We start from the raw sequence: 23,284 nt of genomic DNA, 5'->3' as shown, positions 1-23,284 counted from the left end.
CTCATTCCTTCATTCACACATTCACTCATTAAATAATATGGTGAACCTGTAAAAACACATAAATTGGCATTGCCGCAAAAGCCAGCGGGATAATAATGGCAAAGAAGTATTTGCCCAGTGCTTCAATGAGGGGCGTATATTTCTTATGCCGAACACCAAGTGATTGAAAACCACTCTGGAAACCATGTGCCAGGTGATAGCCAAGAGCACCCATACAGATAACGTACAGCAGTACATACCACCACTCGCCAAATGCTACCTGCACTACAGCGTATAAATCCTTATACTGCTTGCCGTCATACTCGGCCATAGGGACCGAACCGAAGTGCATTTCGTACCAGAATGTACGCATGTGGATAATGATGAACAGCAGGAGAATGGTACCCAGGATACCCATGTTCCGCGACGACCAGTCGCTATTCGCTTCCGGCTTACTGTACGCATACTTTACTGGCCGCGATGCCTGGTTGTGGCGCGTGAGCACGAAGGCCATCAGCGCGTGTACCAGAATCGAGGTGTAAAGCAGGTAAGAAACGGTCATAATAACCGGATTGTGGGTCATGAAGTACGTATACTCATTGAAGGCCCTCCCGCCATCACCCTTGAACAGCTGGAGATTACCAGCCATATGTACAATCAGAAAAGTACTTAAAAACAGTCCCGTCAGCGACATAATGACCTTGCGGCCGAGGGAGCTGGACAGAGTTTGTGTTACCCAAGCCATACGGTGAACGACACGAAAAATTTAGTGGTAAACTATTGAAGAAAAGCCGCTTTAAACGGCGCATCAAAGCTAAAGCACAATCCCGATGGAAACAAGGTTAAGCGGTATTATCAACCGTTTTATAACTTTATTTACAGTCGGTATAAATTGCTTTATTGCTCTACTTTCTCAACAGTGTGTCATAAATGTTTGTTCGATTTGATAAGGTTTTAATTAGATAGCTACCAGAATGATTATTCATTTTCCTTGTTTACGATAAGTAAAAAAGGCAACCAAATGATAAACAGCACCTTAGACGGGATAAATCGATTTACCTTTTGAACAACGATAATTATCCGGCTATTTTGCACCATCAGTTAGTTCATCTTTACTATGAAAGCATACGTGTTTCCCGGTCAGGGCTCCCAGTTTCGGGGTATGGGTCGAGACCTCTACCAACAGTCCGAAGCCGCCCACCGGTTATTCGACCAGGCCAATGAGGTGTTGGGCTATGATCTGACCCATATTATGTTTGAAGGAACCGACGAGGACCTCAAACAGACGATTTATACCCAGCCCGCCGTTTTCCTGCATGGTGTGGTTATGGCGCTCACCCATGACTCCTTCGCCCCGACGATGGTGGCCGGTCACTCGCTGGGTGAGCTATCCGCCCTGACAGCGGCTGGTGTACTCTCCTTTGAAGATGGTCTGCGGCTGGCCTCCGTTCGGGCAACGGCCATGCAGCGTGCCTGCGAACTGGTTCCGTCCACTATGGCCGCCGTGCTGGGTCTGGCCGATGAGACTATTGAGCGGGTGTGCGCCGAAATTACGGAAGAGATTGTAGTACCCGCCAATTACAACTGCCCCGGCCAGGTGGTTATATCAGGAAGTGTAGCGGGTATTCAGCTCGCCGAGGAGCGGCTGAAAGCTGCCGGTGCCAAACGCGTTGTTCTATTAGCGGTAGGCGGTGCTTTCCACTCACCGTTTATGGAACCAGCACAGACCGAATTCGCCGAAGCTGTTCAAAATATGCCCTTCAGTGCGCCCCGCTGCCCGGTTTATCAGAACGTCAACGCCGAACCCACCACCGAACCCGCACAAATTAAAGCAAATCTAATTGCGCAGTTAACGTCGCCGGTGCGGTGGACGCAGTCCGTTGAACGCATGGTAGCCGACGGCGCTACGGAGTTTTATGAGTGCGGACCAGGTAAAGTATTGCAGGGATTGATAAAAAAGATCAGTTCTGCCACGCCCGTTGCCGGTATTTGAGAATTGATAGATTCCTGAAAATCAAGCAAAAGGCTATGTACTGGTACAAAAAAGGTATTTTTTTTATGCCAGTACTTGCTTTTAACCCCTCAAATAAAGTACCTTTGCACTCGCAATTACAAAACAGTCCGATAGTATAAGGGTAGTACGACAGATTTTGGTTCTGTTTGTGGAGGTTCGAATCCTTCTCGGACTACAAGAGTATAGTTAAAAATAGTCTTTAAATCCCCTGTAAACTAAGAATTTGCAGGGGATTTAATCTTTTAAGGCTTTTTAGATCATTTCACCTTAATACGTTTAAGTCCGTTAGTGTACCCGTTTATCCTTCTCATTTGCTACCAGATTGATACAGGAAGTTTAGTCTGATTGCTTAAATACGTTTGTGCCAATCAATTATAGCAAAAGGCACAATGAGCAAAGTAATTAGCATTCGGGTAATCTATAACCGGCGAGACGAATTAGATAAAAATGGTAAAGCACCTATCAGCATTGAAGCCTATCACAATGGAAAGCGTCAGTACGAAAGCACCGGCATAAGGCTAACCCCGGCTCAATGGGATAGTAAGAAGAATGAGGTAAAAGGAAACCCACAATTGAACAGGGTTATTCGGGAAAGCATACTTGAGATGGAAAACTTTATCTTCAATTTTTCCGCCAAACATAACCGCCCGTGTACACTAGCTGACCTCAAAACCATGAGGCAAGCCGTAACCCCTACCCGTGAAAAATTGACCTTTACTACTCACTTTGCACAACAACTTGAGCGAGATAAACCGGCTTTGGGTAGATTCACTATCTTACGTAGACAGTTAGTATTGAAACGTCTAACGGCTTTCCACAAACAACCACACATTGAATTTGATGCGTTTACTCTTGACTTTGTAGAACGGTATACTGTGTACTTGAGAACCTCTCAAAAATTAAGCACTAATACTATCCATAAAGAACACCAGATTATTCAGAGGTACTTAACGAATGCCATTCAGAAAGGTCTATTTGAAAGCGTGAAGAACCCTTACAATACGTTCCGACCTAAGTTGGCAAAGGTTAATAAAATCGTTCTAAGGCCCGAAGAGATAGCCTGTATTGAACAACTAACATTCAACCCTGAAGAACAGCACCTTGCATTTTACAGAGATGCTTTTCTGTTTGGTTATTACACTCTATTACGAATTAGCGATGTAACTCAGTTACGCCAAAGTCATCTACTAAATACAATTGAAGGAGTTGCGCTTGAGCTAAAAGCAAAGAAAACGGGTAAGCTTAACAGGCTATCTCTATTCTTACTTTACCCAACACAAGATGGCCCAAGTAAACCAGAACGTTTAGTACAAAAATATTCTCGTACGGACAACCGCCCATTGTTTGCTAGGTCGCACGTAAAAATTAATAAGTATCTCAAACGGGTAATTGAAATAGCAGGCATAACAAAACCTGTTAGTTTTCATACTTCGCGACATTCAGGCATAACTAATATGCACAAGCTTGGTATAGCCCCGGCAATAATTCAGTACATAGCCCAACACGAAAGTATTCAAACTACTATGGGTTATACTCACTTAGACCAACAGGATACGAGTAAAGCTCTAACCAATGTACCTAATTGGGAAAACATATAAACTCTATGGAAACTACAAAGCTTAGTAGAGAAGGAAAGATTACAGTAAAGCACTTCCTAAACACTCGTCTAAAAGGTAAACAGCAAGCCGATGGCAGTAATGCTTATCCTCTGTACGTTCGGATAATGGTTAAAGGGCAACAGTCAGATATCAAGAGCCGCCTAACAGGATTAATTCAACCAGAACATTATGACTGGTTCAAAAATGAGTACAGGCTATTTTTGGAGCAAGAAATAAAAGATATAACCACTATCATAAAGGGGTTGAATCCATTCAACAAACAGGATTTCTTAATTCAAGCTGTAACTTCCTCATATAGCCAATCAACTACCCCCTTTACTATAATCATTGAAGATTGTTTAAAGGATGAACTACGCTACTGTATTGTTGTTAATGATCCCAGTACACCACAAGATGTTACTTTAGACAACAGAGTGTCCATAGTCACTCTATTGCAACAGAACAGTCTTGTGTCACTCATTGACTGGCAGAAACCTGCTCACCTTATACTAACTCTGTTGCAGGAAGCAGTACCCCGGCTTTTTGAACCACTTAACGACCTTGAAAAAAAGTATGGCCCTGCTTTTGGCTTCGATTCTCTTTATAATGGTTTGTATGCTGTACACAGATACCAAGTCAAGCCAACGTTAAGCGACTGGCACACCGGCACCTTTAAAAAGGATATTACCAATAGCCGAACAGTTAAGGTAATAGATCAACTTCTGAAAGACCACTATAAAGGGTAATGGTCTTTTTTTATGTTTATTTTTTCGTGTTAAAAAATTAACACGATTTTCTATATACATTTGTCCCATAACATTTTATTTAATCCTTTAAAGTATGGCACAATCAAAAATAACCTCTCCCGACGAGTGGCTAAAGCCTAAAGACATACAACGAATATTCAAGATAGGACATAATAAGTACTATCAATTCGTCAGAGATGGGGCTTTCCCAGTATCAAAGCCAGACCCAAAGGGTAGGGCTGTATTCGTTCGTAAGAGTGATGTAGAAAAGTTTTTCGAAAGAGGCTACCCCAAAGCCGCCTAACTAACTAATGCATAAAACCGATCCATTTCGCAATGTGCAAACTGCTATGACTGATATGTTAAGCGGCTTGATAGTAACGGCTAAACAATTCACTGACAAACACGGAACACAGCCCCAAAAGGCTTAAAAAGCAAAAGCCGGTCGTGTGCTCCCGACCGGCTAATAACAATCATTAGAAGCCCCTTCGCAACAGGCTCCTGAACGAAGCAAAGATATGGATTATCAGAGCACTAAGCAATCTGAAATACAAACCAGTCATACCAATCTGTTTAAGATCAAAAAGGCAAGTCAATGGATAGAAGAAGCCAAAAACCGGCCTATTCCTCAGATGCTTTTTGATGTGTTCTGGCATGAGGGTGAACTGTGTATTCTATTCGCAGATTCCAACGTAGGTAAATCTATTTTGGCCGTTCAAATTGCCAATTCAATCAGTAAAGGCAAAAGCATTGCCGGTTTTCGCTTAGAATCTCATTTACCACAACAAATTTTATACTTTGATTTTGAATTATCTGATAAACAGTTTGAAACTCGTTATTCTCAAAATTTCAGTAATCATTACCCATTTAGTGATAAGCTACTACGAGTAGAGATAGACCCCGAAGCCGGAATACCAGATGTATATAAAAACAATTATGAAGCCTATTTACTGCATCAATTAGAAATTGCAGTTGTAGAGGTCAAAGCTAAAATATTGATTATTGACAATCTAACTTATTTAGGTAGTGATAACGAGAAAGGTAGGGACGCTTTATCTCTAATGAAGCAATTAAAAGCCTTAAAAAAGAAATACGATTTATCAGTTATGGTTTTAGCTCATACTCCTAAAAGAGACATGAGCAAACCGTTAAACGGTAATGATGTAAGTGGCAGTAAAATGTTAATGAATTTTTGCGATAGTGCTTTTGCCATTGGTAGAAGTACGCTCAACAGTACAATAAGGTATATCAAGCAAATCAAAGAACGCAGTACGGAAAAAGTCTACGGAGATGATAACGTTTGTGTTTGCAATATTGTCAAGCATTCTAATTTCTTAGAGTTTGAGCTAACAGGCTATAGTGAGGAACGTGAGCACTTACGAGAATGGACAGGAAAAGCACTAAATGAATTAGATCAACAAATTATCGAGATAAAGCAAACCAACCCTGAATTGTCTAATCGGTCAATAGCTGACAAACTTAAAACAAATCACATGAGAGTAGGCAGAGTATTAGAACGTGAAAAGGACTCCATTACTCTATCAGAATCATAGAATGGAACACTTTGGAACAGCTATAGTATGGTGTTCCAAAGTGTTCCATTCTATTAAACAGGTAGTGTAGTTGGCCATATTAGTAGGGCCAAATTACAGTCATGTATAGAAAGGTGCTAGAGCACCACCCCCCCCCCAAAGGGGGTAGAAAACAAAATGACTATGGACACAATAACACCAGTAATTAAGAACTACGTAGCAGCGTTCAACGCGGCAAAGTACCACTATCGGTTGGTACATCCGATTACTGGCAAAGTCAAATTTGGGAAATACAACAAAGAAGAGTTTATAAAATCAGGAAAGTTCTTTTATGCGATGAACCAACAAGGGTTTAATATCTATGCACGTCCTATTGGTTGGCAATATGTGCTACTTGACGACCTGACACGAGAAGTTTTAACAGACGTAGCAAGCTTGAAACCCTGTATGCTGATTGAGACCAGCCCCGGTAATTTTCAGGCATGGTTAATACTGCCTGAAACCCCCGCCGACAGAGACACAGCCAAAGCGATTTGTAAAGAATTGGCCGTTCGGTTTGGGGCTGACCTTGCAAGTGCCGAGCCAGATCACGTTGGGCGTGTCCCTGAATTTCGCAATCAAAAGCAGAAGTATTTTGAACTTTACAGAGAGTACCCTATCGTAAAACTTTGGCGATGGGAACACCGACAAACGACCTTTTTACCCCCTTTGGGGGGGGTGGTGCAATCTCCTGTTATCAGTCCCCCCCGGTCGAATAGGCAAGCACCTAAATATGATGACAGTCAGAGCGCAAAGGAGTACGGTAAAATCTGCCAACTTATTAGAGAAGGCAAAAGCCGTAGTGAAATAAGCGACTACATAATGCCAAGCATCCTAGAGCGAAAAGGCAACCGATCAGAGCGTTATTTTAACATAACGATTGCAAACGCCTATAGAGACCTAAAACAGTAGGAACGTTTTATTCTGCTACAGAACCCAACAAGTAACTCCTACCATAAGCGTAATTTTTGGCGAATATTAGCTACTACAAGTACTTCTGAATAAGTTTTCCAGTAAAAATACTTCTGTTTTTTGGTCTTTTCCGGTCTACACATTGGCTAAAAATCTGCTCCACAAGACCTTAACTCTTAAAGCACCCCTTTATTTTCCGGTAAAGTCAAGAATGACTGCCCGCACTTTAGCAAAATTGGCGACCGCCAAAATAAAAAAAGAATATGTGTCGTCAGGTTTATCGCAAAATGTCAACAAGTTATGTCCTATCGCTTGGTCTCGCATAAAGCGATGTTTACATCAAATTCTTAAACAGTTTTTTTCACAATCAAATCAATTATTTATCATGAGTAAACTTCACTTTTTGGTATTGGCAACAGGTCAACAAGACAAGCTAATTAACGTTATAGAGCAACGCGGACACACGTACGAGATTTACAACCCAAATGATGTGTATTTATACGTTTCGTCGTCCGAGAATGGATATGATTGCGTTTACGATGGCAATCAAGAGCTAACAGAGCCAAAGCGATTAAAGGCAAACGCTTATGATGCTGTTATTTCTCGTATTGGCGATAGCTTGAATCATGGAACATGCATTCTAAGGCACATAAATGAGAACTTGGGCATTTACTCGACTCAAGACGCAGACGGATTACTTACAGCCAGTAACAAGCTTAAAACAACCCAGAAGTTAAGCTACAGGGGTTTGAGAGTCCCTAAGACCATTTATGCAAAGAATCCCGTTCACGTTGACTTTCTATTGAAAAAAGTCGATGGTTTACCAGCTATAGCAAAGCTATTACAAGGGTCTCAAGGTGTCGGCGTGAACATCTTAGAAACCCCACTAGCTACTAACACAATGCTAGAAAGCTTTTCGAAATCAAATATTGATTTGAAAATTCAGAAATTTATAAAAGCAAATGGTAAAGATATTCGAGCTATCGTAGTTGGTGATAAAGTTGCAGTAGCAATGGAAAGAACAGCTAACAAAGGAGACTTTCGAGCGAATATTAGCAAGAACGGTTCAGGTCGGAAAGTTGAACTATCAGAAGAAGATAAGGACATTTGTATAAGGTCGGCAAAAGCAGTTGGTCTGGAGTTTGCAGGAGTAGATATTATGAAAGATGATAAAGGTAAAACCTTCGTAATTGAAGTAAATGGTAATCCTGGCACAAAAATCATTGACCTAACTGGTCATAACTACTTTGTAGACCTGGTTAAAATGGTAGAAGAGAAAGTTGGTAAGATTGAAAATAAGGAAGATAATACCGATGAGGCATCTACTAGTAATAGGCTAGTCGGCAATACCAAAGTCACTTTATTCAGACAAAAAGTTGACCCTTATGAAAAATTAAGTGAACAAGAAATAGCTCGGATTGAAAATATAAACCGCTTAAAAAGTAAGTACCCTATACTAATGAAAGATCTCGATATTTAACTCATCAAATCTTAAAAGCCTGCTACTTCTCTATAGCAGGCTTTTACTTATATAAACATTTATCTAAAAAAATATTTTGCTCATACACTTGCTGAGACTAGACAAAAAATATTATTTAGTTGTCGTAATACTGTATGGACTTTGTAAATTTTTATTTATTACTCCCAGTTTTAACTTCTATTTCAATAGGTATTTTTATTTTATTAATCACTTCAGTATATAGATCAATATCAGTAGATGGAGTTCTCAATGAAAGTAATAATGAATAGCGGGTTGAAAAATCGTATTTTTTTAAGTTATGTCTTTCACGCCACCATCCAATCATTGGGTATATAGCCAACAAATTACAAGAAGCTATTTCAGAAGCTGTTCCAATCCATCTATCACTATGAATAGAACCTTTACTTCTAGCATTTTTACCAATTTGCCATCTACCGCTTCCACTATCAGTAGCTATTACTATCTCTTCTTCCTCTAATGCTTCAGACATCGCTTCTGAGTTTATTCTTCTTTTAAAATCCAAAGCACTTTCGGTGGGTGAGTTAAGGTCGAATTTAAAAGCATAAGATTGATAACGATATTTATCTTTCCAACCTATTTGCCCTGGCCCTGGCTCTATAAAATAGGATAAAGTAATCTGTAATTCAACAATAGCATTTTCCATAGCTAATAGCTCATCTTTAGGCCATGGTATCTCATAAAAATGCATATCATTAGTTTTATAACTATTTCCGTCTTTAACAAATGGTTGAATAGTTTGTTGACTAATGTATGTTAAACTGCTTTTCGTTGTGTAAAGTGCTTTTTCCAAATCAGGTTTACCATATCCAAATATTCTAATCAACTCACTCACATCCGATTTTCTCGTAATATCAGTATTAAATTGTGAGATCATTTGATTACTCCAATCAGCTGAATGAACTATTAATCCTCTAATAGTTTCAGGCCAAGCTTCCGGATACTGATACATTAATTTAGCTGCCATCCATGACGCTTTTGCTGTGGCTGCACTTGTAGCATTAATTGTATCGAAATGACGGCTAATATTAAATTGCTTCGATGTAGTTAACAAACCATAATCCTCATAATTTGAAATTAACTGATTATCAGGAGAAACAAGTATATTTCCTCCTTCAAATACAACATCTGGCTTATTAGGCCACTTTGTTTCCCAAATGCGAGATGTAGAACTAAAAGGAGATAGGCACCCTGAAGGTGCTAAGGGTGCATGATTTGCATAAGACGTTTCATTTACTAATACTTTGTCAGTATATGCACCAACCGTAAGTGCGTTCCATGACTGGGCGGGATCACGAATTGAATGCACTAAATTACTATCAGGATAAGCTAACCAAAATATCTCTTCCCTAACATTTCCTCCACTAACAATTACCAAACGTTTATTATCATCTATACCATATGCTAGTTTGTCAATTGCTCCTGACCACGAAGAAGGCCTACCATGACATTCATCCTCAAACGCAGTCACTGCCATGCAGAAAATCATGTTGTGAGTCGGTGACTGTATTTCTGCACGGCTAACTGCTTGCTCAGTAATATCCCCCCACAATTCCATTTTTGTATTAGGCTGATTCAATGGAGGTAACACTTTAACAGAACACAGAGTGTGCGTAATCTCTACTGATTCTGGACTTCCTAAGATAGCTTCTAAATTCCCATAAGCAACAATACCTGCCATAGGTGTTCCATGTCCGCTTCCTGTATCATGATCTTTAATTCCCCACGTAGTATTTACTGTTAAACAGTCATCGTGTTTAAGTATAGGGGATAATAATGGGTGCCCATTTGAGATTCCAGTATCAAGAATACATACTTTTACATTTGAATTTATAATATTAAGTCGCCCCAATAGTTCTTTTACCCAATCAACTTGGTCAGCATTTCTTTCATTGACCCAGAAACCAGCAGTCTCTTGTCCTGCTCTAAATTCAGCTATACTATCACTTTGTTCAATTATCTCTTCCAGATCTTTTTTACTTACATATATAAGCATAATCACTCTTTCTGGAAAGGATATAATATTTTGTTTGTACTGAATTTGTAAGCCATCTAAAAGTGACCTAAATTTAGATAGCACCTCATACTCAAGCTGCCCGCTTTTGCTATCTACTTCAGTTCTTAGCCAAGCTTCGCACCACTTCTTCGTATCATTAGGCATATTATTTAAACTATCAGTCCATAAAGACTCAGCTAAGGCTAACCTAATATCCTCAATACTTTCTACTAAATTTTTATTTTTAAAATTACCTTTTACTGTCTCTTTCTCTTTATAGTCTCTTATCTTCTTAATAAGTGCTGCTTCTTTACCTTTAGGAACATAAACCGTTGCTAATATAGATTCCTTATTTTCCCCTAGGTACCTCACATTTAGTAATCTTATTCCTTTCCTAGTATCTTCAAGGCTTTTTGTAATAAGGTCTTTACCTGCTTGGCTGTGGAATTCTATATAAGCTCCATTTTTAGTTGGTAAAGCTATTGCCAAACGCTCATCATTATTCTTCTTTATTTTACTCCATATTGCCGCTAATTGACCATTTAATTTATTTGCATGTACATCTCTATCTCTTTTAGGTATTTTTAACGTCTGCCCTAGCTGTGGTTTAGTAGTATAACTAATTGATTGAAAGTTTTCATTCAAATAAATGTGCTTAAAATTTATACTCATTTTATTACAATTTTAGTGGATAAGCGGAAATTCTTTGTTTTATTGTTTTAACCAAGTCAATTTTACTGACTTCATCTTGATCATTTAAAACGGCTTCTTTTATTGCGTCAAGACACGCCTGCGTTATTTCTGCATGACTTAAATTAGAAGCTACTTTTGCGATAGAATCTAGTTTATAATTTCCTTTAAAAGAAGTTAATTTATTTCTTAAAAGCTCAATTACTTCTCTCTCTGATGGGTAATGATAGTGAAGCACATCATCAAATCTTCTGAATAAAGCTTGATCAAGTATGTTCAAATTGTTAGTTGCCGAAATTATTATACTATCAGACTCATCCATTTCAATAAATTGAAGAAAAGAACTTAAAACCCTTCTCATTTCCCCAACATCATTATCTTTTCCTCTTTCCGAGCCTATAGCATCAAACTCATCAAATAGATAAACACCCGGCTTCTCAGCAATACTTTCAAATACCTGACGCAACTTCGCGCTAGTTTCGCCCATGAACCTTGTAACCATTTTATCAGTTAATATAACATAAAATGGTAACCCTGTTTCCTGAGCAATAACAGAAGCAGTCATGGTCTTCCCTGTGCCCGGTGGCCCAGACAGTAAAAGCTTTCTACGGTTAAATAAACCATATTTATGCAGCTTATTCTTTTGTCTATATTCTAATAAGATTCGGTCTATTCTTCCTTTTAGTTCAACAGAAAGAATAAGATCACTCAGTCTATTATCAGGTTCTTTTTCGATTATCAGCCCTTGAAGATCTGAAGCAAAGGCTTTTAACCTTGGCAATGAGACTTTATGCTTATCAACTATTTTTTTTATATCTTCAGCTAGTACTGTATGCCCCATACGAGCACGATTAGCAGCAATTTGAAGGGAAAGAGTGATGAACCTTTCTTTTTCCTCATCAAAATGAGACTTGATTAAAGCCTTTATCTGTTCCCCCGCGGCCATTTCAGAATTATTCATGACAGAATTTGTTGTTCGTATTTCACAATACAGTCGAGAAGTCAAGGAAATTCAAAGTGAGTTTAAATTTCCTTGACTTCTCTTTTTTGAATAAATTTACGAAATCAACCTCAATCTAGCAAGAGAAAAATCACGAATCCTAAGACATTTAATTTGCTCATTATCAACTCATTAGAAAGACAATCCGACCTAAATACGGGAATGATTCATATTTGCAACAAATATTCTTTTTCTTAGAATATCCACATGTTACAAAACACCCTGTTATTGAATATAACTGCTAAAGTACGTATGAGACTAAAAAATACTACTCTATACAATCATCAATCTAAATAATACACTTTTGTCACAGCGATACTCTGTAACAACCCAATCAACTGGTCATTGGTCAATTAGCCCCATTCTTCAAGGACTAAGTAAGCTACTGACAGCAGCTTCACGAGAGTAGTTAAGGTAATTAGTGCTTCCAACCTTACTTGTAGATAATTAGTACTTGTATCTATAGTAAACAGAATTCATGCTGATTTCTGTAATTCTATTGACACATAACCTAAAGAGGCTGTTCGTTCTCTTGCGGGCAAAGTGCAAATTTCGCTGACTGAGGCCAATTTTTCTGCTACTTGTCTAAAATGATGCTAGCTGGTACGTCTCCAGCATGTACAATGGCTAGTTGTACTGGCTGTAATTTCTTCTTGTTCATCTCACTAGGATACTTGTCAATCATATAATTCTCAATCATACTGATAGACTTAAGCGCTTCCTCATCAAGTATGCCGATGTAAAGTTTTGCACCATGTTTTAGACAGCCTTCTATCCAATGCCGGTAACCAACGTTATAACGCCCGCTAATCTTATTTTCATTGCAGATGCGTTTATGACCACCAAAGTAACTTTTATCAGCTTTACCCCAATAGAAAGGCTTATCGTTCCATTCATGCAAATAAATGATTCCGGTATAATTACGCGCGTCTTCATATGTGAGACATAACTTCCAAATAATTTTCATAAGAAGTCTACATAAGAAATGGCAAGGATTAAAAATTCAAAGCGAATAAAAGGCAAGCGCCCTAATTTGGTGAGTGATATAAATATTTAATAAATTAGCTTTCACATTTGTGATCAAATTAGATATAACCCCTACATCTAGTTTGATCTTAGATGTTAGACTAATTATCAGATTTATAATATCATTTTACTTGTGTCGTTGATAATATTTGCTTCATAAAATTATAATCTACTATATCTATGCTACAAATTTTTTGCAGCAAGCTAAGTACATTATAAACTTTAGTTTGACTCACATCAAAATCTTCTTTTGTAATATTTTGAGGAAGAAGCCATTCACCTTTATAATCAACATAAAACCCACTATTTTTCAATTGGTTGGCCTTATTCCACCATTTTTTGTCAGCACGTTCCTGTTGTTGGTCTCTATCATTCGACTTTGACATTATTATCCTACTAATTTCATCCTGAGTATTTTTAGTCAGATTAGAAAGAAAATCTATTTTCCATGCTTCAATATCATCCGGCATACCTTTAACCGCATGTTGAATCATTAATAATCGCCCATTTTCCTTAATACAATCTTTAACTTCATCAACGGAATCCATAATATTTTTAATGAACTCATAAAGGTCTCTTGCTGCCTGGTGCCTAGATTCGTGTTTAGAGAAGAATCGCTCTACTTTATCAGGTGTATCCATGCCCATAAGTTTACTCATAAATATTAATCCTTTAATTGCTTCTTCAACCGATAAAATTAACAGCGATGATGCTATTCCATAATGTTCAATTTCTGCGACCCTGAGCGCACTTTCATAATGAGCGTTTGCATTAATCGCGCAGGAATTACAACCTTTTATTAATTCTTCTTCGCTCAAGCGTTCAAAAATTTTTTCATCCATCATATTTAACTATCAAGATGTATTTTTATTTGTAATACTGACCTTCTTGCACATTTTCAGGAGAGTGAATTTACTTCGCTCATTTATATTTTGCTACAAGTTTGCTACCTAGTTACCACCTTTTACCTTAAACTGTTAGTTATGAGGATGTTACTACAGTCCTTCTCGGACTACAAGAAAAAGCCGCTCGATTTAGGTCAGGCGGCTTTAATTGTTTTAGGCTGTAGTGCCGACCGTCCCGGTCGGGTAAGATGAGCTATTAATCACTGCCGGACGGTCGGCATTACAATCTAAAGTTGACTATTTCTCGGTGAGCAGCTTTAAAAGCACCCCGTTTGTCCAGCCGAAACCGTCCTGATTAGGGTACTCTCCGCCCTTTGCTCCTGCTGTGCTGATAACATCATACTTCTCCACCATTTTTCCAGCAGCTTTGTACACCCGCAGGTTCTCGTTGACCCAATTCGTTTTAATCTTGGTAGCCAGCGGAACCTGTTTGTAATTTCGAAGGCCCTGAATGGCTACCCACTGCAAGGGTGCCCATCCATTGGGCGCATCCCACTGCTCGCCGGTACGGACAAGAGTCGTAGTCAAACCACCCGGCTTTAGAAACGACTTTTCCAGCGTGCGAGCCACTGCCTGCGCTTGCAAAGGTGTCGCAATTCGCACAAAAAGCGGATAAACAGCCGCCAGTGAGTAAACCGTCGATAGTTTCCTGGCAACGAAATCGTAGTCAAAAAAGAATTCACTTTTGGTGTTCCAGCAGTAGCGTTGAACAGCGTCACGTCGTTGCTGTGCCAGAACTGTATATTTTTTCGACAGGACTTTATCGCCCTTCAGCCGGTAGCCCTCGGCCAGTGTCTGTTCCAGATTAACGAGGAGCGCATTCAAATCGACCGGAATGAAATCCGTTGTATGAATTGTTTTCAGGTTCTTTCCATCGCGAAACCATCGACTACTGAAATCCCAACCCGATTCGGCCCCGGCGCGGATATGCTTGTAAAGTATGGCCGGAGTTTTATTCCGTTTAGCCAGTTGAACGTCTTCCCGGTACGACTCCGGCCGGGGTGTCATCTTGTCATCATAATAACGATTCAGGTAAACACCTTCCTCCAGCCGGACCACCCGCCGGTGAGCCGGGTGTTCGGCGGTCAGTTGTTCTTTGCCATCCATCCAGAAGTCATACTCCTTTTGTAATTCAGGCAGGTAGGTAACCAGCACCCGGCGGCCCTGCACTTCGCTGAGCAGGTTGACCATTAAGGAAAAAAACGGCGGCTGCGAACGACCCAAAAAGTAAGTCCGGTTGCCATTTGGAATAAAGCCGAACGTTCGGATTAGATAGGCAAAATTGTCGATCATGTTCCGGATCAGGGCTGTCTGACCGGATGCCTTCAGGCCGAGCATCGTAAAATAGCTATCCCAATAGTAGATCTCACCAAATCGCCCACCCGGAACCACGTAAGGTTTGGGTAATGAAATCAGCGAACCGGCAAGTGTACCTGTTTTGGCAGCGGGCGATGCAGGCCGGGTAAGTACGGGCCATAAATCGGTAAGGTGCTCCTGAGCGGTTTGTCCTGCTTTGCTCGTATAGCCAGAGGCCGGTTTAATGGGTAGGGCGAAATTTTGGAGAACAAACGCTTTCAGGTCGAAGTCGCTACGTTGCCGTGCACTTTCGTAGCTGGCCAGGATGGTAGCTACCGTGAATTTAGGTGTGCAATCGGCAAATGTTTTCGAATCCGGAAAAACGGCTTTTAACTGAACAGCCTCAAACAGCGGCCCGAACTGTTCGTCCGGACCAGCCAGATTCAGTATGGTTGAATTAGGTTTTTCAAGAACTTGCTGACTCCAGCCGGGTGTCAGACAAAACAGAAAAAACAGAAAGAGTACTCTATTCATAAGGGGTAATTTCATAATATACTGTTTGCCAGTAGGACCGGATTCCGTCAATGGCCTTTCCCCGTATAAACCATTTCCTACCAGTTCTGTTAGTAAAAGGAATTTCCCCTAACACCTGCGGGACCCCAATTGATGATAACGACAACGGCTTATATGTTGGGGATAATAAGGCGGATTGCCAGGGTTTCCACCATCATTCTGGAGTTTCTCCTTTTCAGCAATGTCTATATAGCCATTTGTGCGGTCGTGATGTGCCAAACCACAGCTCGGTTGTTTCGGCTAACCTTACCTGAATCGCTTCTGCTGTTCACCTTTGTGGGCACGTTAGGCAGTTATTCGCTGCACTGGTTTTTGACGGATTCGTCCGCTGACTACTCCAGACGAGGCCGCTGGAATTATCAGTATAAACCCGTTCTGGCGGGTTTGTTTGTAGGTGCTGTGCTGACGGGCCTGTGGATGCTGTGGTTCCTGCGGCTGTATCTGGTCGAACTGTTGCCCGTGGTGCTGATTACGTTCCTGTACTCGGCCCCTAAAATCGACAGCCCACCCTTCCGGGCTCTGCGCCGAGTTGCGGTTCTGAAAAGCCTGTATCTTACCTTCGTCTGGACGTATGTTACGGTCGTACTGCCTTTTCTTGTCGTTTCTCCGCTTCAACGGCCCAACGGGTTATTGATGGCAATTTGGATTCTCAATCGATTTCTGCTCATCTACAGCATTGCGCTCTGGTTCGACTACCGCGACCGGGATGTTGACCGCCAGTCGAGGTGGTTAACTCTTGCCTCCCGGCTAACCGATGCCCAGTTATATCGATTCTTTTGCAGTCTTGTTTTCTTTTTCGGACTGACACTACTTGCGTTGTACCGGCATGGCTTTACGGTTTGGGGCGTCATTTGTATAGGGCTACCCATGGGCATACTGGTCCTGCTGGCCCAACGGGTTTTACGTAAGGTTTCTGATTATCTGTATTATATTGGCCTGGATGGCTTATTGATGCTTTCGGGTATTCTGCTGGCCGTTACGCCTGCTTAGGAAGGTAGGCCGACACTTGTTCAGCAGTATTGCCTAATCCAGCTTAACCGCAATACCCTCCTCTTTTGCATCGACCTTCATGCTCATCTGACAGTCATTGAAGTCGAACTGAGGAGTCACGGAATCGTCCTTATCGATCACCAGACTATTGAGCTTTTCTTTAAGCCAGCCGGTATCGGCCGTAAGGGTTTGAGCCTGAGTGGCTGAGGCAATGAAAACTCCCAGACCCATCAGGAGTTGTGTAGGCGTGTGGCGAAGCATAAACAGTACGTTGAGCGGTAAATGACTCAATATACACAAGCCTTGTCAAAACAAAACTTCTGTAAAATCAAAAAGCCGCTTCCGTAGAAGCGGCTTTGAACTCATCTATAGGCTACAGGACCAATGTAGGTGTCCCGGATGGAAATGCAGGGTATAGACTAAAAAAGATTCTTGATGTCGATTCGGCGGTGCATGTGTTCTTTGTCTTTAAAGGGTAGCATAACCATGACCTGACCATGCTCGTGTATAGCCTCAATCTGATCGGCATCAACAAAGGATGGTATATCAAGTACGCGTAAAAACATAGGTACCGCTAAACGCTGATTATTTTCGTTGTCCAGCGTTTGTCGGGATGTGCTGACCAGCAGAGTATAGAGAACGAGTTTGTTGCCCTCGACAAGCACATTAAATGAATTGGCACTAACGCCGGGAGCAGTCAGGGTAATCACCAGACGCTCATCCTCACGCTCAACATTCATGGTTGTTTGAGTGGAACCACCGTAGAGCGTGTTTAGCAAGTCTATCTGACCGCCTGTTCCCTTAAACACATTTTCTATCGCTTTCATAGTGGATGCTGTTTACTGTTCAAGTATCTACTTAATAAACAAACGCCGTGCCTAATGGATTAATCCCATTATTTTCAGTCAGGTTGTCAGCAAAATCTGCCCTAATCCACCCATTTAATGCCGTTTTGGCACAATACAGACGTATTTCGTCCTTTTTGCCGTTTTTTTGTGTGTAGAAGAATAGTGTTGCTATTGTGGTCTGTATGTGGTTGTCTTTCTACACCTTACCACAATTCGGCTTCCTGTCTGAAAGCTGGTTTTCATGGCGTATCTTTGTTCTATCATGCATATTCGAATTGGTACAAGAAGCAGCCGCCTTGCCGTATGGCAGGCCGAACATATACAGGCATTACTCGAAAAAGGAGGTCTTACCTCAGAATTAGTCCTGATTGAAACCAAAGGCGATTTAGTACTCGACCGTTCGTTGTCCAAGATTGGCAGCAAAGGCGTTTTTACCCAGGAACTGGAAGATCAACTACGCACCGGCGCCATCGACATTGCGGTTCACAGCGCTAAAGATTTGCCTTCCAACCTTCCGGCCGACTTACATATTATTGCCTTTACCGAGCGTGAGCCCGCCAACGATGTTCTCGTTAGCCGTAACAAGTCCCTTTCTTTACAAGGGGGCGAATCGTTTCGCATCGGAACCTCGTCAACACGTCGGGTGGCCATGCTCAAACATTACTGCCCGCACCTAGCTACAGTCGATATGCGGGGCAACCTGCAAACCCGAATCCGTAAACTCGACGAAGGCCATTGCGATGCTTTGCTGCTGGCCTATGCCGGTGTACACCGCATGGGGTACGACGACCTGATTGTGGAACGCCTGCCCCTGGACGAGTTTACGCCCGCCGTTGCACAAGGCAGTATTGCCATAGAAGTAGCGAAAGATGCCCTCAAAAGCGAGGTAGCCGAAGCCATTACGCGCCTGGTCAACCACGCGCCTACGGAGGCCTGCCTGCGGGCCGAACGCGCCTTTCTGGCCCGGCTGGAGGGTGGTTGCAGCATTCCGTCCTTTGCACTCGCCCAGTGGACGGACAGTGAAACCATTGGCCTGACGGGCGGACTCGTGAGTCTGGATGGCAGTCAGCTATTGCGCGAAACCTTTTCCGGCTCCGCCGAAGAGTCTCCATTGGTGGGGCATTCACTGGCCGAAGCCATTCTGGCACGCGGGGGCGACACTTTGTTACTAGAAATTCGCGCACAACTATGACCCCTTTGATTGCCCGGTCGGATGACGACATCCGACGCTGTCTGCCCGCCATGCTGGCCCTGCGCAGTCATTTAAGCCCCGAACAGGCCTTTGAACAAATCCGCTTCCAGCAAGCCAATGAGCGATTTGTGCTGGCGTTTGTTCCAGCCGAAGACCCCGCCGATCCAGCACCAGCCGTAGTAGGCTATCGGACAATGAATTTTCTGTACTGCGGCAAAACGATCTACATTGACGACCTCTCCACCCTACCGGATGCACGGGGAAAGGGGTATGCCAGTGCCCTGGTCGATTTTGTTGTAGAGCAGGCTCGTGAGCTGGGTTGCCAGTGCGTATCACTCGACTCGGGCCAGAATCCGGCTCGCTACGATGCTCATCGGCTCTATCTGAATAAAGGATTCAACATCACCAGCCATCACTTCAAACTAGATTTGTAGCGCGCCGGGCGTCACAGCCACGCTATAAAACACACCAAAAAAGCCTTTCTTTGCGACCTTTACGGTTAAATCCTGATATAGCCAATGAATCTGTTCCGAATTAGTTGGAGTAACCTGAAAGACAAACCCCTGAGCAGTTTTTTAAGCGGGCTGCTCATGACATTCGGTATCACGATTATTTCGTTGCTGCTGTTGCTCAACAAGCAGTTGGATGATCAGTTTCGCAAAAACATAAAAGGAATTGACATGGTACTCGGAGCCAAAGGAAGCCCACTCCAGCTTATTCTGGCCAGTATTTACCAGATTGACTCACCAACGGGCAACATTCCGCTCGATGAAGCCGAACGGCTAACCCGTAATCCAATGATCAAAACGGCTATTCCCCTGTCAATGGGCGATAATTACCAGTCGTTTCGAATTGTTGGCACCAACAAAAAATACCTCGATCATTTTGGGGCCACCGTAGCTCAGGGAAAGCTGTTTGACAAGGCGCTGGAAACGGTGATTGGCCCGCGCGTAGCGGCCGTTACGGGCTTAAAAATCGGCGATACATTCTCCGGCTCACACGGCCTTGACAAAGACGGCGACGTACACGCCGACACGAAGTATAAAGTTGTCGGGATTCTAAGCCCCACCAACACCGTTGCCGACCAACTCATTATAACGCCCCTTTCCAGCGTTTGGGCGATTCATGAGCATCATGAGGAACACGCCGAGCCAACCACCGGGACTGCCGATCATGAAGCAGAAGGTGGTCATGAGAACCATCACGATGAAGAACTTGGGGAACCCCGCGAGATTACGAGTATGCTTATCAAATTTCGGAATCCGCTGGGCATGATGCTGGCGCGGGGTATCAACAGCAACTCTAAACTTCAGGCAGCACTACCCAACATTGAGATAAATCGGCTGTTTTCACTCCTTGGTGTGGGTGTTGAAACCCTGCGTGGGCTGGCTATTGTTATTATGCTGATCTCCGGAATCAGTGTTTTCGTTTCGTTGTACAACTCCCTGAAAGAGCGACGCTACGAAATGGCCCTGATGCTCTCTATGGGTGCTACCCGTGCGCAACTTTTTGGCATGTTACTCCTCGAAGGTCTGGTACTGGCCCTGATCGGCTTTATCCTGGGTATCCTCCTCAGCCGTGTAGGATTGTGGTTATTCTCCAGCAGCGTTTCGTCGGAATACCACTATAATCTGGCTGCATTCGGCATTTTGCCCGAAGAGTGGGCTTTACTCGGCGTTGCCATTCTCATTGGCCTTCTGGCGGCTGCCCTACCCGCCCTGGGCGTCTACCGCATGAACATCTCAAGGACACTGGCCGAAGAATAGAGAGATGTATGATATAGGATGTATGTAACTGCGAAAGCAATACATCCTACATCATCCAAGTACGTTATACACCACAACCGGGGCCGACTTGTTCTTGAGGGTTACTTCGCCGATGCGCTCGCAGGTAAACGATTCTGCGATTTCCTGCTGGGCCGACTCGACAATCACAATTTGCCCTGCCTGAGCAATGGTTTGCAGGCGCTGGGCCATGTTGACGGCATCGCCTATAACGGTGTAATCTAACCGCCGGAGGGTAGCAGACCCGATGTTCCCCGATACCATTTCGCCGGTGTTGATCCCGATGGATACCTGAGGATGGTAATTAGGATGATTGGGCAGATTGTCTTCCAAAGCCGCAATCTGCGTCCGAACCGCCAATGCCGCTTCGACAGCCCGGTCGAAGTGGTACTCGCCCCTGAAAACGGCCATGACGGCATCGCCCATAAACTTATCGACGTGTCCGCCCTGGGCAATTATTTCTTTGACCATCACATCAAAGTACCGATTGACAAGCCGCACAACCGTATCGGCCGATTCACGCTCCGAAATGGCGGTAAAGCCGCAGATGTCAATGAACAGGACGGTAGCTACAACGGTTTCACTGGCCGATATAGCAGTCTCGAACTCGGACCGGCTCATGAACGTCAGCACCGACTCATCGACGTACATCCGCAGAATATTGTTTTCTTTAATTGCCTGGAGCGTCTGTCGCAACTGAGCTACGTACTCCATAGTCTTTTGCATGGTTAATTCCAGATCTTCGAAATTGACCGGTTTCGTCACGAAATCAAACGCCCCCCGGTTCATGGCTGTCCGAATATTATCCATATCGCCATAAGCCGATACAATGACCGCCTTAAGCATCGGATTGCTTTCATGGAGCTTAATCAACAGCGTCAGGCCATCCATACCGGGCATGTTGATGTCGGTCAGCACCATGTCTACATCGGGTTGCTGCGCCAGCATTTCCAATGCCTCTACGCCATCGTGGGCGAACACGAATTCGTACTGTTTTTCTCTAATCTGTCGTCGAAACTTTTGTTTTATCAATAACTCAAGATCTGTCTCGTCGTCAACCACCAATATTTTAGCCTTCATGCTAAATCGTGAAGTTTTTGTTTGAGGACTGTAAAATCGAGTGGCTTTGTCAGAAAATCATTAGCTCCCAGTTCAACGGCCTGTTTTTGCGAATCGGGATCACCGTAGGCCGTAATCATCATGACTACCGGCGACGGAGGAGTCTTAAAATCAGCCCGAATATGGCGCAACAGCTCAAAACCGCTCATTCCAGGCATATTAATGTCCGATAAAATCAGAATAACTTCCGATTTATGACCCTCCAGGTAGGCAAGCGCTTCTTCGCCAGAGTTTGCGAAGTCCAGTTGAAACTGGGCACTGCGAATTTCGCGCCGGAAACGCTGTAGAAAAAGGTCTTTTACGTCTAGCTCATCGTCAACTACTAAAATTTTCATCATAAGGAAGGGTAGGGTTCCAGTCAAAGATAAATGATTTAGCCTACGCCTTTGTAGGTTTACTCAGGTTCATGTTTAACGGGTGGCTGAGGGAGGAGTTAGGTAGCGCGCCAGAAACCGATAGATTTCCCCACGCGAATCGCGCGCCAGTCGAGTATCGAGCCGGTTGAAACTGTGCCCGCCCGGAGCATCCTGATAGATTTTGTACTCAAATTTCTTATCGTGTGCTTTCAAGGCATTAATCAGCGATTCGACCTCCAGCACGTTTACGTCTTCGTCATTCGTGTTGGTATGAATGAGCAGTGGTGTTTTGAGCTTCTGCGCATTCCAGACCGGAGACCGCCGACGGTATTCGGCCACATTCTCCGATGGGTCTTTACCAATGTGCGTTGCTTCCGAGAATATGGTCCGGTAGGTTTGAGACTTATAGCCAAGCCGGGCAATAATATCGGTTACGGGTACACCGGCATACGCTACTTTGTAGTCGTCGGGATGGTCAAAAATATTCATCAGTGAAATCATACCGCCATGACTCCAGCCAATAATTCCCACACGGTCTGGGTCGACCTGCGCCATATTTTCGACAGCCCAGCGTTTTCCAGCCAGCACATCATCATTTTCGTAGTCGCCGTAGTCAATCTGCTTGTAAAATTCACTGCCGTACCCGGCACTGCCTCTATACTCGGGCGCGATGATCAAGTAGCCCTGATCGAGCAGTTCCCGGACAACGTGGGCGTATAAGGTGCTAAAATCCCCGTGAATGCCGTCATGCACGAAAACGAGCAGAGGTAGTTTTTTTACCGATGCAAACTTCTTTGGTGCAAATGTGTAGGCCGGAATAACAACCGGATTACTGGCTCCCTGTCCCGTTGGGTTTTTGATAACATGGGGTGGTTTACTGCCATACCGGATTTTGTCAATAACAGCGACATCGCCCAGCTTCTGGTACCAAAGTAGATCATCAATGGTTTTGGTTACTCCCTGATTGGCAAAGCGGAGGTTTTCTTCCAACATTCGAACCCGCTCGGCAAGGTCGGCGGGTGAGGGCGGAGCGGTAGCCTGGGGTGCACTCTGCGCGTAAGCAGTGCACTGGATGAACAACGAGATAAAGGCTATGTAAACGTTACGCATGGGTTGATGAATGGTTACTTTATTTCAGCTCAGAAGGATGTATTCATTTTTAATTAAGAAGGTAATATACGAATAAACTGC

Annotated in this window: 22 protein-coding genes and 1 tRNA gene; 12 read left to right on the top strand and 11 right to left on the bottom strand. The window is 43.0% G+C overall.

Annotated elements, in window-relative coordinates; all coding sequences use genetic code 11:
* Window positions 1–28: 28 nt before the first annotated feature.
* Window positions 29–724 carry a succinate dehydrogenase cytochrome b subunit gene (locus CRO74_RS12240; RefSeq protein ID WP_097126347.1) on the bottom strand — a complete coding sequence of 232 codons (696 nt, stop codon included), beginning with the start codon at window positions 722–724 and terminating at the stop codon, window positions 29–31.
* Between the two features lie 372 nt (window positions 725–1,096).
* Between CRO74_RS12240 and fabD the strand changes: the two genes are divergently transcribed.
* The 8 genes from fabD (at window position 1,097) to CRO74_RS12200 (ending at window position 8,300) form a co-directional block, all read left to right on the top strand.
* Complete coding sequence (gene fabD, locus CRO74_RS12235; RefSeq protein ID WP_097126346.1) at window positions 1,097–1,972, top strand: ACP S-malonyltransferase; 876 nt, start codon at window positions 1,097–1,099, stop codon at window positions 1,970–1,972.
* Window positions 1,973–2,097: 125 nt separating this feature from the next.
* Window positions 2,098–2,168, top strand: a tRNA-Gln gene (locus CRO74_RS12230).
* Between the two features lie 214 nt (window positions 2,169–2,382).
* Window positions 2,383–3,591, top strand: coding sequence for a site-specific integrase (locus CRO74_RS12225; RefSeq protein WP_097126345.1), 1,209 nt, complete (start codon window positions 2,383–2,385; stop codon window positions 3,589–3,591).
* A 5-nt stretch (window positions 3,592–3,596) separates the two neighbouring features.
* On the top strand, window positions 3,597–4,337 hold the full coding sequence (locus tag CRO74_RS12220; protein ID WP_097126344.1) for a hypothetical protein: 741 nt from the start codon (window positions 3,597–3,599) through the stop codon (window positions 4,335–4,337).
* A 94-nt stretch (window positions 4,338–4,431) separates the two neighbouring features.
* Window positions 4,432–4,641 (top strand): helix-turn-helix domain-containing protein, encoded by a 210-nt coding sequence (locus CRO74_RS32385; RefSeq protein WP_097126343.1) that lies wholly within the window; start codon window positions 4,432–4,434, stop codon window positions 4,639–4,641.
* A 214-nt stretch (window positions 4,642–4,855) separates the two neighbouring features.
* Complete coding sequence (locus CRO74_RS12210; protein ID WP_097126342.1) at window positions 4,856–5,890, top strand: AAA family ATPase; 1,035 nt, start codon at window positions 4,856–4,858, stop codon at window positions 5,888–5,890.
* A gap of 162 nt (window positions 5,891–6,052) precedes the next feature.
* Window positions 6,053–6,820: a DNA-primase RepB domain-containing protein gene (locus CRO74_RS12205; protein WP_179830182.1), complete on the top strand. Its 768-nt coding sequence runs from the start codon at window positions 6,053–6,055 to the stop codon at window positions 6,818–6,820.
* Window positions 6,821–7,031: 211 nt separating this feature from the next.
* A complete protein-coding gene (locus tag CRO74_RS12200) occupies window positions 7,032–8,300 on the top strand; it encodes an ATP-grasp domain-containing protein (protein ID WP_097126340.1) in 1,269 nt (422 codons plus the stop codon).
* 151 nt (window positions 8,301–8,451) lie between these two features.
* Here CRO74_RS12200 and CRO74_RS12195 read toward each other — a convergent pair whose 3' ends face one another.
* From CRO74_RS12195 to treF, 5 genes are all read right to left on the bottom strand, one after another.
* Window positions 8,452–10,986: a S8 family peptidase gene (locus CRO74_RS12195; RefSeq protein ID WP_097126339.1), complete on the bottom strand. Its 2,535-nt coding sequence runs from the start codon at window positions 10,984–10,986 to the stop codon at window positions 8,452–8,454.
* A gap of 4 nt (window positions 10,987–10,990) precedes the next feature.
* Window positions 10,991–11,965 carry an AAA family ATPase gene (locus CRO74_RS12190; RefSeq protein ID WP_218840215.1) on the bottom strand — a complete coding sequence of 325 codons (975 nt, stop codon included), beginning with the start codon at window positions 11,963–11,965 and terminating at the stop codon, window positions 10,991–10,993.
* 616 nt (window positions 11,966–12,581) lie between these two features.
* Window positions 12,582–12,971 carry a hypothetical protein gene (locus CRO74_RS12185; protein ID WP_097126338.1) on the bottom strand — a complete coding sequence of 130 codons (390 nt, stop codon included), beginning with the start codon at window positions 12,969–12,971 and terminating at the stop codon, window positions 12,582–12,584.
* Between the two features lie 181 nt (window positions 12,972–13,152).
* Window positions 13,153–13,875: an AbiV family abortive infection protein gene (locus CRO74_RS12180; RefSeq protein WP_097126337.1), complete on the bottom strand. Its 723-nt coding sequence runs from the start codon at window positions 13,873–13,875 to the stop codon at window positions 13,153–13,155.
* Between the two features lie 297 nt (window positions 13,876–14,172).
* Entirely contained in the window at window positions 14,173–15,780 is a 1,608-nt protein-coding gene (gene treF, locus CRO74_RS12175) for an alpha,alpha-trehalase TreF (RefSeq protein ID WP_097126336.1), read from the bottom strand.
* A 117-nt stretch (window positions 15,781–15,897) separates the two neighbouring features.
* Between treF and CRO74_RS12170 the strand changes: the two genes are divergently transcribed.
* Window positions 15,898–16,794 (top strand): UbiA prenyltransferase family protein, encoded by an 897-nt coding sequence (locus CRO74_RS12170; RefSeq protein WP_097126335.1) that lies wholly within the window; start codon window positions 15,898–15,900, stop codon window positions 16,792–16,794.
* A 33-nt stretch (window positions 16,795–16,827) separates the two neighbouring features.
* On the opposite strand, the gene CRO74_RS12165 is transcribed toward CRO74_RS12170, so the two are convergent.
* Both CRO74_RS12165 and CRO74_RS12160 read right to left on the bottom strand, forming a co-directional pair.
* Entirely contained in the window at window positions 16,828–17,055 is a 228-nt protein-coding gene (locus CRO74_RS12165) for a hypothetical protein (protein ID WP_144035905.1), read from the bottom strand.
* 158 nt (window positions 17,056–17,213) lie between these two features.
* A complete protein-coding gene (locus tag CRO74_RS12160) occupies window positions 17,214–17,621 on the bottom strand; it encodes an Hsp20/alpha crystallin family protein (protein ID WP_097126333.1) in 408 nt (135 codons plus the stop codon).
* Window positions 17,622–17,904: 283 nt separating this feature from the next.
* Here CRO74_RS12160 and hemC point away from each other — a divergent pair, with 283 nt between their 5' ends.
* From hemC to CRO74_RS12145, 3 genes are all read left to right on the top strand, one after another.
* Window positions 17,905–18,834, top strand: a complete 930-nt coding sequence (gene hemC / locus CRO74_RS12155; protein WP_097126332.1) for a hydroxymethylbilane synthase — start codon at window positions 17,905–17,907, stop codon at window positions 18,832–18,834.
* Window positions 18,831–19,268 carry a GNAT family N-acetyltransferase gene (locus CRO74_RS12150; RefSeq protein WP_097126331.1) on the top strand — a complete coding sequence of 146 codons (438 nt, stop codon included), beginning with the start codon at window positions 18,831–18,833 and terminating at the stop codon, window positions 19,266–19,268. The genes hemC and CRO74_RS12150 overlap by 4 nt, the downstream gene beginning before the upstream one ends.
* 84 nt (window positions 19,269–19,352) lie before the next feature.
* Window positions 19,353–20,600: an ABC transporter permease gene (locus CRO74_RS12145; protein ID WP_097126330.1), complete on the top strand. Its 1,248-nt coding sequence runs from the start codon at window positions 19,353–19,355 to the stop codon at window positions 20,598–20,600.
* Window positions 20,601–20,651: 51 nt separating this feature from the next.
* Here CRO74_RS12145 and CRO74_RS12140 read toward each other — a convergent pair whose 3' ends face one another.
* The 3 genes from CRO74_RS12140 to CRO74_RS12130 form a co-directional block, all read right to left on the bottom strand.
* Window positions 20,652–21,698 (bottom strand): adenylate/guanylate cyclase domain-containing protein, encoded by a 1,047-nt coding sequence (locus CRO74_RS12140; RefSeq protein WP_097126329.1) that lies wholly within the window; start codon window positions 21,696–21,698, stop codon window positions 20,652–20,654.
* A complete protein-coding gene (locus CRO74_RS12135) occupies window positions 21,695–22,075 on the bottom strand; it encodes a response regulator (protein WP_097126328.1) in 381 nt (126 codons plus the stop codon). The genes CRO74_RS12140 and CRO74_RS12135 overlap by 4 nt, the downstream gene beginning before the upstream one ends.
* 72 nt (window positions 22,076–22,147) lie before the next feature.
* On the bottom strand, window positions 22,148–23,203 hold the full coding sequence (locus CRO74_RS12130; protein WP_097126327.1) for an alpha/beta hydrolase family protein: 1,056 nt from the start codon (window positions 23,201–23,203) through the stop codon (window positions 22,148–22,150).
* Between the last annotated feature and the right edge of the window lie 81 nt (window positions 23,204–23,284).

The organism is Spirosoma fluviale, from assembly GCF_900230225.1.
Taxonomy (GTDB): Bacteria; Bacteroidota; Bacteroidia; order Cytophagales; family Spirosomataceae; genus Spirosoma; species Spirosoma fluviale.
This window is presented reverse-complemented; position numbering and strand designations above follow the sequence as displayed.

Bases quoted from the DNA above. Each gene is read 5' to 3' on its own strand.
- CRO74_RS12240 (WP_097126347.1), bottom strand. From the start codon at position 724: ATGGCTTGGGTAACACAAACTCTGTCCAGCTCCCTCGGCCGCAAGGTC.
- CRO74_RS12210 (WP_097126342.1), top strand. From the start codon at position 4,856: ATGGATTATCAGAGCACTAAGCAATCTGAAATACAAACCAGTCATACC.
- CRO74_RS12130 (WP_097126327.1), bottom strand. From the start codon at position 23,203: ATGCGTAACGTTTACATAGCCTTTATCTCGTTGTTCATCCAGTGCACT.
- CRO74_RS12220 (WP_097126344.1), top strand. From the start codon at position 3,597: ATGGAAACTACAAAGCTTAGTAGAGAAGGAAAGATTACAGTAAAGCAC.
- CRO74_RS12135 (WP_097126328.1), bottom strand. From the start codon at position 22,075: ATGATGAAAATTTTAGTAGTTGACGATGAGCTAGACGTAAAAGACCTT.
- CRO74_RS12140 (WP_097126329.1), bottom strand. From the start codon at position 21,698: ATGAAGGCTAAAATATTGGTGGTTGACGACGAGACAGATCTTGAGTTA.
- CRO74_RS12185 (WP_097126338.1), bottom strand. From the start codon at position 12,971: ATGAAAATTATTTGGAAGTTATGTCTCACATATGAAGACGCGCGTAAT.
- fabD (WP_097126346.1), top strand. From the start codon at position 1,097: ATGAAAGCATACGTGTTTCCCGGTCAGGGCTCCCAGTTTCGGGGTATG.
- CRO74_RS12225 (WP_097126345.1), top strand. From the start codon at position 2,383: ATGAGCAAAGTAATTAGCATTCGGGTAATCTATAACCGGCGAGACGAA.
- CRO74_RS12150 (WP_097126331.1), top strand. From the start codon at position 18,831: ATGACCCCTTTGATTGCCCGGTCGGATGACGACATCCGACGCTGTCTG.
- CRO74_RS12170 (WP_097126335.1), top strand. From the start codon at position 15,898: ATGATAACGACAACGGCTTATATGTTGGGGATAATAAGGCGGATTGCC.
- CRO74_RS12205 (WP_179830182.1), top strand. From the start codon at position 6,053: ATGGACACAATAACACCAGTAATTAAGAACTACGTAGCAGCGTTCAAC.
- CRO74_RS32385 (WP_097126343.1), top strand. From the start codon at position 4,432: ATGGCACAATCAAAAATAACCTCTCCCGACGAGTGGCTAAAGCCTAAA.
- CRO74_RS12145 (WP_097126330.1), top strand. From the start codon at position 19,353: ATGAATCTGTTCCGAATTAGTTGGAGTAACCTGAAAGACAAACCCCTG.
- hemC (WP_097126332.1), top strand. From the start codon at position 17,905: ATGCATATTCGAATTGGTACAAGAAGCAGCCGCCTTGCCGTATGGCAG.
- CRO74_RS12160 (WP_097126333.1), bottom strand. From the start codon at position 17,621: ATGAAAGCGATAGAAAATGTGTTTAAGGGAACAGGCGGTCAGATAGAC.
- CRO74_RS12200 (WP_097126340.1), top strand. From the start codon at position 7,032: ATGACTGCCCGCACTTTAGCAAAATTGGCGACCGCCAAAATAAAAAAA.
- CRO74_RS12195 (WP_097126339.1), bottom strand. From the start codon at position 10,986: ATGAGTATAAATTTTAAGCACATTTATTTGAATGAAAACTTTCAATCA.
- CRO74_RS12180 (WP_097126337.1), bottom strand. From the start codon at position 13,875: ATGATGGATGAAAAAATTTTTGAACGCTTGAGCGAAGAAGAATTAATA.
- CRO74_RS12190 (WP_218840215.1), bottom strand. From the start codon at position 11,965: ATGAATAATTCTGAAATGGCCGCGGGGGAACAGATAAAGGCTTTAATC.
- CRO74_RS12165 (WP_144035905.1), bottom strand. From the start codon at position 17,055: ATGCTTCGCCACACGCCTACACAACTCCTGATGGGTCTGGGAGTTTTC.
- treF (WP_097126336.1), bottom strand. From the start codon at position 15,780: ATGAAATTACCCCTTATGAATAGAGTACTCTTTCTGTTTTTTCTGTTT.